This is a genomic window from Streptomyces recifensis (assembly GCF_002154615.1).
GTDB classification, from domain to species: domain Bacteria; phylum Actinomycetota; class Actinomycetes; order Streptomycetales; family Streptomycetaceae; genus Streptomyces; species Streptomyces griseoluteus.
The window spans coordinates 1-6,702 of sequence record NZ_MUNH01000559.1 but is presented as its reverse complement, the minus strand read 5'-3'; the positions used below and the strand labels follow the sequence as shown (position 1 = coordinate 6,702).

The 6,702-nt window shown below is 72.9% G+C and carries 8 protein-coding genes and 1 pseudogene; 5 read left to right on the top strand and 4 right to left on the bottom strand.

The genetic code is table 11. The features are described 5' to 3' along the window. Nucleotides 1-78, top strand: a pseudogene (locus CCN33_RS31285) (fasciclin domain-containing protein); the annotation flags it as partial. Nucleotides 79-300: 222 nt separating this feature from the next. On the opposite strand, the gene CCN33_RS25865 reads toward CCN33_RS31285, so the two are convergent. From CCN33_RS25865 to CCN33_RS32275, 3 genes are all read right to left on the bottom strand, one after another. Next, nucleotides 301-1,029, bottom strand: coding sequence for an anti-sigma factor (locus CCN33_RS25865; protein WP_086695879.1), 729 nt, complete (start codon nucleotides 1,027-1,029; stop codon nucleotides 301-303). After that, nucleotides 1,026-1,595: a sigma-70 family RNA polymerase sigma factor gene (locus CCN33_RS25860; RefSeq protein ID WP_086695878.1), complete on the bottom strand. Its 570-nt coding sequence runs from the start codon at nucleotides 1,593-1,595 to the stop codon at nucleotides 1,026-1,028. The genes CCN33_RS25865 and CCN33_RS25860 overlap by 4 nt, the downstream gene beginning before the upstream one ends. 102 nt (nucleotides 1,596-1,697) lie before the next feature. Next, nucleotides 1,698-2,114, bottom strand: coding sequence for an ATP-binding protein (locus CCN33_RS32275; protein ID WP_167387948.1), 417 nt, complete (start codon nucleotides 2,112-2,114; stop codon nucleotides 1,698-1,700). Nucleotides 2,115-2,286: 172 nt separating this feature from the next. Here CCN33_RS32275 and CCN33_RS31690 point away from each other — a divergent pair, with 172 nt between their 5' ends. Continuing rightward, complete coding sequence (locus CCN33_RS31690) at nucleotides 2,287-2,580, top strand: hypothetical protein (RefSeq protein ID WP_167387947.1); 294 nt, start codon at nucleotides 2,287-2,289, stop codon at nucleotides 2,578-2,580. 55 nt (nucleotides 2,581-2,635) lie between these two features. Here CCN33_RS31690 and CCN33_RS25850 read toward each other — a convergent pair whose 3' ends face one another. Further along, nucleotides 2,636-4,687: an MMPL family transporter gene (locus tag CCN33_RS25850; RefSeq protein ID WP_086695877.1), complete on the bottom strand. Its 2,052-nt coding sequence runs from the start codon at nucleotides 4,685-4,687 to the stop codon at nucleotides 2,636-2,638. Nucleotides 4,688-4,917: 230 nt separating this feature from the next. On the opposite strand from CCN33_RS25850, the gene CCN33_RS25845 reads away from it, so the two are divergent. From CCN33_RS25845 to CCN33_RS25835, 3 genes are all read left to right on the top strand, one after another. Then, nucleotides 4,918-5,493 (top strand): cysteine hydrolase family protein, encoded by a 576-nt coding sequence (locus CCN33_RS25845; protein ID WP_086695876.1) that lies wholly within the window; start codon nucleotides 4,918-4,920, stop codon nucleotides 5,491-5,493. A 57-nt stretch (nucleotides 5,494-5,550) separates the two neighbouring features. Further along, entirely contained in the window at nucleotides 5,551-6,351 is an 801-nt protein-coding gene (locus CCN33_RS25840) for a maleylpyruvate isomerase family mycothiol-dependent enzyme (RefSeq protein WP_086695875.1), read from the top strand. A gap of 67 nt (nucleotides 6,352-6,418) precedes the next feature. Continuing rightward, a complete protein-coding gene (locus CCN33_RS25835) occupies nucleotides 6,419-6,634 on the top strand; it encodes an antitoxin (protein WP_086695874.1) in 216 nt (71 codons plus the stop codon). Nucleotides 6,635-6,702 lie beyond the last annotated feature (68 nt).

Sequence of the window (6,702 nt, the reverse complement as noted above, 5' to 3'; positions counted from 1 at the left end):
AAGGTCGTCTGCGGCAACGTCAAGACCGCCAACGCCAACGTGTACATCGTCGACACCGTCCTGATGCCCAAGAGCTGACCCGACGGACCTGATCCCGCCCGGGCTGCCGACGGCCTGGGCGGGTCTCCGCCGTACCGAGCCCGACAGGGGGACCCTATTGACCACGACCGATGAGGACTGTCCGAGGAACGCGCGCGACGAGGTACTGCGCCGGATCGCCGTCACCCGCCAAGTCGGCGCGCGGCGGGGCCTGTTCGTCAAACTCGCTCGGTGTCGTACGGCCCGGCACGACGCCGTGCCTCAGAGCTGAACCACCCCCAGCGGCGTGCTGGTCGGCTGATTCGACCCTCCCGCCGGCTCCACCGTGATCCCCACCGCCGTCGCCCGGCCGAGGGGGCCCAGCAGGACCCGGCCCTGACGCCCTCCCGTGCCGGAGAGCAGACCGCCGGAGCGGAAGGTGGTGCCGTTGTCGGCGTACCAGAGCTGGTACACCTTGCCCTCGCCGAGGGCGGGGAGCCCGGTGGCGACGAAGGCCGCCTTCTGCTTCTGCCGGGACATGACCACGCTCGCCCGTCCGCCGTTGCTCAACGCACCGCTGCGCACGGTCGCATCCGGGGCGGTCACCACGTCTGCGAGCGAGGAGGTGCGCCGCTGCTGTTCCTGCGCCGTGCGCCGGGCGTCCCGCGCCTCCTCGTGCTGCCACCAGGCGATCGATCCGCCGGCGACGGCCGCCGCGAGGCAGGCGGCGAGCGCCCAGGGGAGCAGCCGCTGGGCACGGCTCGGCCGGACCGGCGGGGTCTCCTGGCGGATGCTCCGGATGCCGGCCAGCACGCGGGTGCGGGCCGCGTCGTCCGGGGGCAGCGAGACGGCCTCGGCGAGTCCGACCACCGCCTCCATGAGCTGCGCGGCCTCCTCCCGGCAGTCCGCGCAGGAGGCGAGGTGGTTCTCGAAGGCGGCGCGTTCGTCCGGGGGCAGGGCGTCGAGCACATAGGCGCCGACCGCGTCGTGATCGCCGGGAGCCGTGCTCATTCGCCGGCCTCCAGACACTGCCGCAGCCGGTGGAGTCCCGTGCGCATCCGCGTCTTCACCGTGCCGGGTGGCTTGCTCAGCGCGCGGGCGACCTCGTCGTACGTCAGGCCCTCGTAGTAGGCCAGCACCAGCGGCACCCGCAGGTTCCGGCACAGCGCTGCCAGGCAGCGGTAGAGCCTGCGCTGCTCGTCGCGGTCCTGCACCAGCTCGGCCACCATGTCGAACGGGCGCTCGCTGTTGCCCTCGGCCACCCGGCGGTCCCGGTCGGACGCGGCCTGCGCCGAGCGGACCCGGTCGACCGCGCGGTGATGCGCCAGGGCGAACACCCACGCCTTGGCCGAAGCGTGCTCGGGACGGAAACGGGCCGCCGTACGCCACACCTCCAGCATGACCTCCTGTGCGACCTCCTCCGCCTGCGAGGCGTCGCGCACCACGCGCAGGGCCAGACCTCGCACGGAGCCGGACAGGCTGTCGTACAGCAGGGTGAACGCCTCCTCGCTGCCGTGCGCGGTCGCCGTCAGCCAGCCGTCGAGACGGCGGTCGTCGGCGGACCTGTCCCTGGGCATCGCTGTCGGTCCTCCCCTCGTCCTGGCACTCCTTCCCGTCCAGCCTGGGTGCCGGGCGCCGTCCCCGCGCCCGGTGGGCGCCCGCCTGCGGCCGTTCGAGTGCTATCCGTCCGGCGGATCCAGGACGGCCCAGACGGTGTGTCCGTCAAGGGTCGGCTCGTCGCCCCAGCGGCTGGCCAGGGCGTCGACCAGGAACAGCCCCCGGCCGGACTCCTCCAGCGTGAAGGACGGATGCCGCCACCGGGCCCGGATCAGGGTGGTGTCGAAGCTCGGCCCCGCGTCGGCCACCTCGATGCGCAGCGCCGGCCCGTCGGGGGACCGCCGTCGCAGCGCGCACGCCACCCGGACGGGCGGTCTGCCGTGCCGCAGCGCGTTGGAGACCAGCTCGCTGACCACCACCGAGGCGTCGTCCGCGAACTCCGCCGCCTGCCAGCGGGTCAGGTGGTCGCGCAGATCGTCGCGCACCGCGTCCGCCGGGGCGGCGGAGTCGTAGCTGAGACGGCAGGAATCGCGCTTCATGACGAACACCTTCAGTCGCCTTTCAGGTGATTCGTCACGGAACGCGTCATGGATGGGGTGTCCGGCACGGCGGGACAGCTTCCTCAAAAAGTGCGAAACGTGGCAAACCACGGCGGCCCCCGCTCCGAACCAAGGACATGAACGCTTCGAGGCCTGAGGGGAGGTGTACTCAATGCGCGCTCTCGACGTGAAGCGGGCCGCCGTCCTCGCGGCGGCCGGAGCGATGCTGGCGGGTGGTGCCGCCATCGGGACGGCGGGCACCGCGTCGGCGTCCGTACCCGGGTCGGCGCCGGCCTCCTACAGCCGGCACCACGGCGACCGGGGGTCGGACCACCACGGCTACGACTACCGTCACCACGACCGTTACGGCCACGACGGCTGGGGCAACTCGCACCACCGCTGGAACCATTACTGGAACGACGGCTGGTGGGGCAACGACTGGCGGTACTCGGGTTACTGGTACTGACCGGGAAGGCGGTGAGGCCGGCCCATGAGCGGTGGCCGGCCTCACCCTTCCGCTGTCAGACCGAGGCCAGCTCCGGCTGGGACCGCTGTTCGCCCAGGTTGCCCAGGCGCGGGCCCTCCGGTGGCCTCGTCGGCCACCACAGCCAGGGGCCCATGTCCAGAGTGAAGGCGGGGACGAGGAACGGGCGGACGAACAGGGTGTCGAGCAGTACGCCCACCGCGACGATGACGCCGATCTGCGCCAGGTAGCGCAGCGGCATCACGGTCAGGGCGGCGAAGGTGACGGCGAGCACGACCCCCGCCGAGCTGATGGCGTTCCCCGTGGCCCGCAGCCCCCGGAGCGTGCCGAGGCGCTGCCCCGCGAGCAGGGACTCCCGGCGGACCCGGTGCATGAGGAAGATGTTGTAGTCCACCCCGAGCGCGATCAGGAACACGAACGAGAAGAGCACCAGGGACGGCTCCGTCGCGGTGGAACCGAAGGCGACATCGAAGATCACCGCGGAGATACCCAGCGCCGCGAGGAAGTTGACCACGGCCACGACGACGAGCACGACCGGCAGCGCCAGGCTCCGCAACAGCCCCAGCAGGAGCAGCAGCACGATCACCAGGACGGCGGGCAGTACGCGGGTACGGTCCCGCTCGGCCGCCTGCTGCATGTCGTACAGCTGAGCCGGATAGCCCCCGACCCGGGCGCGGCCGCCCGTGGCCGCGCGGAGACGGCCGACCGTCTTCTGGGCGCGCTCGCTGTCCGGAGCGCTGTCGAGAGTGGCCGCGATCGTCGTACGGGGTCGGGTGGTGAGGACCTCGGTGCGGGCGACCCCCGGTGTCTCCTGTACCCGCTGACGCATCCGTGCGGCGCCCGCGGAGTCCGCCACCACGATGGCCGGACTGCCGGTGCCCGCCGGGAAGTGTGCCGCCAAGGCCGCCTGGGCGCGTACCGAGGGCGCCCGCGCCGTGAGCGCCTCGCCCAGCGGAAGGCCGCCGGGAGCCAGCAGTACGGCCAGGGCGGCACAGCCCGCGAGCAGCGCGCAGCCCGCCGTCCACACCGGACGCGCGTGCCGCTCGACCACCGCCGTGACCAGGGACCAGCCCCGCCCGCCGGCCCGGCCGGCGTGCGGCTTCCGCGGCCAGAACATCGCCCTAGGGCCGAGGAGTACGGCGGCCGGGACGAAGGTCAGCGCGGCGAGCACGCAGCAGGCCATCGCCACGGCACCGGCGAGCGCCAGGGAGTGGTTGGCGGGGAGCGCGCTGAGGAGGAGGGCGACCATGGCGCAGGCCACCGTCGCCGCACTCGCCGAGATGGGCGCCCAACTCGCCCGCCACGCCGTCCGCATGGCCGCCGGAGCCGACATCTCCGGGGCGTGCTCGTGATACCGCGCCAGCAGGAGCAGGCCGTAGTCCGTGGTCGCTCCGATGACCAGGACGGACAGGATGCCCTGCACCTGCCCGTCGACCGTCAGCACGCCCCAGCTCCGCAGCGCGTACAGCACCGCACTGCACAGGGTCAGCGCCATGACCCCGGACGCGGCCACCACGAGGGGCAGCAGGGCGCTCCGGTGGACGAGGAACAGGATGGCGGCGACGGCGGCCAGCGCGATGACCAGCAGCTTTCCGTCGATGCCCGCGAAGGAGGTCTCCAGGTCGGCTTGCCCGGCCGCCGGTCCCGCCAGCCGGACCCTGCTGTCCGGCAGTGACTCTGCGGCCTTCCGGACGCGCTCCAGGGCGAGGCCGAGCCCTGCGTCGTCCACGGCGGTGAGGGTGACGACGCAGACGAGGGAACGGCCGTCGGCGGAGGAGGCCACGGCGCCGGGGAGACCGACCGGGCGGGGCAGCCCGGCGAGGACCCGCTGTGCCGCCGTTGCGCCGAGCCGCCTGGCCGAGGTGGCCTCCCAGACGATCACGACCGGTTGGCCCCCCGTCGGCCCACCGGCCTCCTCGGTCACCCTGCTCGACTCCGCCGACGCGGGCAGCGTCATCGCCGGCCGCTGCGCCGCCTCCGACGCCAGCCGGCCGGGGAAGGCGGCCGTGCACACCGCCACCACCAGCCACGCGGCCACGACGAACACCGGAAACCGTGCCACCACGAACTGCCGGCCGAACAGACGCACTACCTCACCTCACGTGTGGGGACGGTTCTGGCGCCCGCGCTCCGCCACGGCACCGCCCGAATCCATGGATGCTCGACTCGTTCACGGGTGATCCGGTGCCGCCACCCCGAAGGGATCGGTGAAAGGGCCCGGATTAGCTCCATCGGCGCAGCGCGGGGCCCCATCGCGGCCGGTACCCGACGAGTGCGACGATGAGCGCCTTTGGCTCCTTACCGCGGAGGACGGCGGGCATGACGAGCAGTGCGCTCCTGGTGATGGACGTCCAGCGGGACGTGGTGGCCCTCGCCGACGACGGTTCCGGCTATCTGCTCCGCCTGCGCGGGGCGATCGACGGTGCGCGGGCCGCCGGAATTCCCGTGATCTACGTGGTGATGGGTCTGCGGCCCGGCGATCCCGAGGTCGGCCCGCGCAGCAAGGTGATGGCCGGCGTCGTGCGCGCCGGGCTGTTCACCGAGGGGGCCCCTGGCTCCGAGATCCATCCCGACATCGCGCCCCGGCAAGGGGATGTCGTGGTCACCAAGCGGCGGGGCAGCGCGTTCTCGGGAAGCGACCTCGATCTGGTCCTCAGGGCCCGCGGCGTCGACAGTCTCGTACTCACCGGCATCGCCACCAGCGCCGTGGTGCTGTCCACCCTGTGGCACGCGGTCGATCTGGACCTCGGCGTGACCGTCCTGGCGGACGGCTGTCTCGACACCGATCCGGAGGTCCACCGGATGCTCGTCGACCGGCTGTTCCCGCAGTGGGCGGACGTGGTCACCGTCGAGGAATGGCTCGGCGCGATCGGAGCGCCCCGCCCCTTGTCCTGAACAGGGGGTTCTGGTTTCGTACCGCATGATCACCCAGACCTGAGGAGAGCGGGCGGCGTGGAGACGAACAGCGGGGACGCCCTGCCGGAGGGACTCGGCCGGGCCATACGGGATACGGCCCGGGCCATCGCCGCGCTGCTGGACGGTGCGACCGACCCGGCCACGCCCGTACCGGGGCTGGAGTGGACCGTGGGGGAGACCGCCGCCCATCTGGCCCTGGCAGGCGGCCTGATGGCCGACCTCGCCGCCGGTCACGACCGCCCCTACGGCGACGGCACCCCGCAGAGCCTCGCCGCGGCCAACGCGCGCAGTCTCACCGAGTTTCCGGAGCGCGGGGCGGAACCGCTGGCCGCGATGATCGTGGAACAGGCGGAGACGTTCCTGGCGGCGGTGGAGGGGACCGACCCGGCCCGGACGCTCGTGACACCGCTGGGCCCCATGACCAAGGACGTGCTGGCCTCGTACCTCCTGACCCACATGCTGGGGCACGGCTGGGACCTCGCGCGCGGGGTGGGCCGGCCCCACATGATCGACCGGACGCGGGTGGGGCTGTGCCTGCCGTTCCTGAAGACGGCGATGCCGCGTGTGGCGGTCGCACCGGCCGGGCTGACGGCCCGTTACACCCTGCGGGTGGGCGGCGAGACCTTCGGGGTCACCTTTGCCGAGGGGGCCGTCGAGGTCCTCCCCGGCCCGCCGGAGCGCTCCGAGTGCACCATCCTCACCGAGCCGGTCACCTTCCTCCTCATCGCGCTGGGCCGTGTGGGCCCCTGGCAGGCCATGGCGCGCGCCGGCGTACTGGCGTGGGGCCGCAAGCCCTGGCTCGCGCCGCGCTTCCCCACGCTGTTCAAAGCGCCCTGATTCAGGGGGTGGTCGACGGGTAGGCGTAGCCGGGAACGACGTAGGCGTCAACCGCAGGAGGCTTCCCATGAGCAAGTTCGGGGATCTGGCGAACAAGGCCAAGGACCTGGCCAAGGGCCACCCTGACCAGGCCGACAAGGGCGTGGAGAGTGCCGAACGGCTGATCGACGAGCGTACGGGCAACAAGTACGACGCCCAGACCGACAAGGCCGCCGACGCGGTCCGCCGCTCCTACGGCGGCAGTGAGGCCCCGAGGGGCCCGCAGGACACCCCGGAACGCTGACGGCCCGGCCGGGCGGTACGGGAACACGGAGGGCGGGAGACGCGACGCGCGTCTCCCGCCCTCCGTGT

Coding starts and splice junctions, on each gene's coding strand:
- CCN33_RS25865 (WP_086695879.1), bottom strand. CDS start 1,029: ATGAGCACGGCTCCCGGCGATCACGACGCGGTCGGCGCCTATGTGCTC.
- CCN33_RS25860 (WP_086695878.1), bottom strand. CDS start 1,595: ATGCCCAGGGACAGGTCCGCCGACGACCGCCGTCTCGACGGCTGGCTG.
- CCN33_RS32275 (WP_167387948.1), bottom strand. CDS start 2,114: ATGAAGCGCGATTCCTGCCGTCTCAGCTACGACTCCGCCGCCCCGGCG.
- CCN33_RS31690 (WP_167387947.1), top strand. CDS start 2,287: ATGCGCGCTCTCGACGTGAAGCGGGCCGCCGTCCTCGCGGCGGCCGGA.
- CCN33_RS25845 (WP_086695876.1), top strand. CDS start 4,918: ATGACGAGCAGTGCGCTCCTGGTGATGGACGTCCAGCGGGACGTGGTG.
- CCN33_RS25835 (WP_086695874.1), top strand. CDS start 6,419: ATGAGCAAGTTCGGGGATCTGGCGAACAAGGCCAAGGACCTGGCCAAG.